We start from the raw sequence: 2,911 nt of genomic DNA, 5'->3' as shown, positions 1-2,911 counted from the left end.
CCACCGCCCTGCAGGGCCTCCGCGACAAGGGCGGATTGGGCGAGGGCCGGCACGTGGCGATCACCGGGGCCGGGGGAGGGGTGGGCACCTTCGCCGTGCAACTCGCCAAGGCCTTCGGGGCGGAGGTCACCGCCGTCTGCGGCCCGACCAAGGCGGACACGGTCCGCTCGCTCGGCGCCGACCACGTCATCGACTACACCCGCGAGGACTTCACCGACGGCACCCGGCGGTACGACGTCATCCTCGACGCGGCGGGCCACCGCCCGATCCGTCGGCTCCGTCGGGTCCTGGCGCCCCGGGGGCGGCTGGTCATCGTCGGGGCCGAGACGGGAGGGAAGTGGCTCGGGGGGCTCGATCGCCCCCTGCGCGCCGCGATGCTCTCGCCGCTGACCCGACAGCGATTGGGCGGGCTGGTCGCCGTGGACCGGGTGGAGGACCTGGAGTACCTGACCGGCCTCATCGAGGCGGGGAAGGTCACCCCGGTCATCGGACGGTCCCACCCCCTGGCCGAAACCGCCGAGGCGCTGAGGTACCTCGGTACCGGCCACGCCCTGGGCAAGGTCGTCGTCACGGTGTGACCCGTTCCCGCCCCGTTTCGGGCGCTCGGGTGCCGCCCTCCGCAGAGGGACGCGGCGGGGCTCTCCCCTCGCCCTCGTCGTCCCCGGCACCGTCGTGCTTTGCTTCACCGGGAATCCGGTCCGGCCGTAGCGGTCGTGGTGGAAGGAGCAGGGATGCCGGTGGAGTTCGGTTTGTGGCGAGTGGACGGCGCACCGGTGAGGATCGGGACCTCCCGTATGCCGAGCGAGGAGCGTCTGGAGGAGTTGATCGAGACGGACCCCGGCATTCTCGGGAGTCCTCTCCTTCTCATCGGACGTCAGGTCCCCACCGATCACGGCAAGTTCATCGACCTGCTCGGTATGGACGCCGAGGGAGGTCTGCACGTCCTGGAACTCAAGCGGGATCGTACGCCCCGGGACGTGGTGGCACAGGCGTTGGACTACGGTTCGTGGGTCCAGGACCTCACCAACGAGCGAATCCGAGCCGTTTACGCTTCCTACGCACGTCAGGGGGGTAAGCCGGAGGAGTTGGACGAGGCATTCGCCCAACGGTTCGGATACGGTCCGCCCGAAACGCTCAACACCTCCCACACGCTGACCGTCGTGGCGAGTGAGATGGACGCTGCCACCGAACGGATCGTCACCTACCTGGCCGGCTATCGGGTACCGATCAACGTGTTGTTCTTCCGGTACTTCGAGGACGGGGGCCGTTCCTACCTCGCGCGTACCTGGCTGGTCGAGGAGCCCGATCTGGTGGCTCAGGGAATGGGGACGGCGACGGGGGAGAAGCGTGAGCCGTGGAACGGCACGGACTGGTTCGTCTCTTTCGGGGAGGAACCGGGTACCCGGGCGTGGGAGGACGCTCGCCGGTACGGCTTCGTGTCGGCCGGGGGTGGGGAGTGGTTCTCACGCACGCTGCGATCCCTGCCCACCGGGGCCAGGATCTTCACCCATATTCCGAAATCGGGTTATGTGGGCATCGGCACGGTCACGGGAGAGGCGCGTCCTTTCGAGGAGGCCACGGTGACTGTGGACGGTGAGGTGAAGCGGTTGGCGGACTTGCGGTTGGATGCGGGATATCGACACGAAGGCGGGGAGACCGGGGCGGAGGACCGCAGGGAGTGGGTCGTTCCGGTGACCTGGGAACGGACCGTCCCCCGCACGGCGGCTGTATGGCGGACGGGCTTCTTCGCCAACCAGAACTCCGCGTGCAAGCTCAGGGCTCGTTTCACGATCGACGAGGTATCCCGGGCTTTCGGGACCGGCTGAGCCGGGGGCACCCTTTTCGCTTCCCGGCGCACGCCACCGCCCCGGCCTCGATCCCGGTGGGAGCCGGGCACCCTGTGCGGTCGCGGGGTTCGGCTCTGCTCGGTGCCCCGGTGGCACGCCGGGGCGGTGGCGTGCGGTGACACCTACGGGAGGACATGACTCGGTCTGTGGCCGATGCCCGGCGATGCGCGGGCGGGCGGCGGTGCCGGCGCGGCGAAGGCGGGAGGGGGGAAGCAGCGCGAGACCATCTCCCGCTCGTCTCCCGGGGAGGGGCGAGAGACGGATCGGCGCCCGACCCGGGTGGGGTCGGGCGCCGTCGTGGTGCTCGTGACCCGCGGTCGAAGCGTGCGGGTCGCGTCGCGGGACTCAGCCCTGCTTGGTCTCCCAGAAGATCTTGTCGATCTGGGCGATGTAGTCCAGCGCCTTCTGGCCGGTGGCCGGGTCGGTGGACCCCTTGGCGGCGCTGAGGGCCTTGAGGGTGTCGTTCACCAGCTGGTGCAGCTCCGGGTACTTCTCGAAGTGCGGGGGCTTGAAGTAGTCGCTCCACAGCACGGAGACGTGGTGCTTGGCCAGCTCGGCGCGCTCCTCCTTGATGGTGGTGGCGCGGGCCCGGTAGTGCGGGTCGTCGTTGGCCTGGTACTTCTCCTGGATGGCCTTGACGGACTCGGCCTCGATACGGGCCTGGGCGGGGTCGTACACGCCGCAGGGCAGGTCGCAGTGGGCGCTGACCTCGACCGTGCGGGCGAAGAGACGGGAGAGCATGGGCGTCCTTCCCTTCCTCGTGATCGTCGTGATCGTCTTCTCAGGTGGGAGGTTACTCCGTGCGGCGGCGCATTTCCCGTCCGGGCCCGGCGCGTTCCGCCGGATCGGTCCAAAGTCCGAGGCCCCCGGACCCGGGTGGGTCGGGACCGGTCCCGACCCTGGGCGCGGGGTACGGTCGCGACCGACGGTGCCCGGCGACGGGAGGTGCCCCGGGGTCGAGGGGGCGCGAGCGACGCCGGGGCGACGTGTTCACGTGTTCACGTACGACGGGACGGGCGGACGAGGGGTGACGGCGGTGAGCGGAGGCGGGGACCGGGACGCGG

The 2,911-nt window shown here is 70.2% G+C and carries 3 protein-coding genes; 2 read left to right on the top strand and 1 reads right to left on the bottom strand.

The features are described 5' to 3' along the window. Together FOE67_RS21585 and FOE67_RS21580 are read left to right on the top strand one after the other, a co-directional pair. Positions 1 to 578 (top strand): NAD(P)-dependent alcohol dehydrogenase (locus FOE67_RS21585; protein WP_182666504.1); only part of this gene is annotated, 578 nt, incomplete at its 5' end. A gap of 153 nt (positions 579 to 731) precedes the next feature. Continuing rightward, positions 732 to 1,826 carry an endonuclease NucS domain-containing protein gene (locus FOE67_RS21580; RefSeq protein ID WP_182666503.1) on the top strand — a complete coding sequence of 365 codons (1,095 nt, stop codon included), beginning with the start codon at positions 732 to 734 and terminating at the stop codon, positions 1,824 to 1,826. Positions 1,827 to 2,192: 366 nt separating this feature from the next. On the opposite strand, the gene sodN is transcribed toward FOE67_RS21580, so the two are convergent. Then, entirely contained in the window at positions 2,193 to 2,588 is a 396-nt protein-coding gene (sodN, locus tag FOE67_RS21575) for a superoxide dismutase, Ni (protein WP_182666502.1), read from the bottom strand. Positions 2,589 to 2,911 lie beyond the last annotated feature (323 nt).

Origin of the sequence: Streptomyces calidiresistens, from assembly GCF_014141525.1 — a bacterium.
In the GTDB taxonomy this organism is placed as follows: Bacteria; Actinomycetota; Actinomycetes; order Streptomycetales; family Streptomycetaceae; genus Streptomyces; species Streptomyces calidiresistens.
The sequence above is the reverse complement of the archived record's forward strand: the minus strand, read 5'-3'. Positions and strand labels throughout refer to the sequence as shown.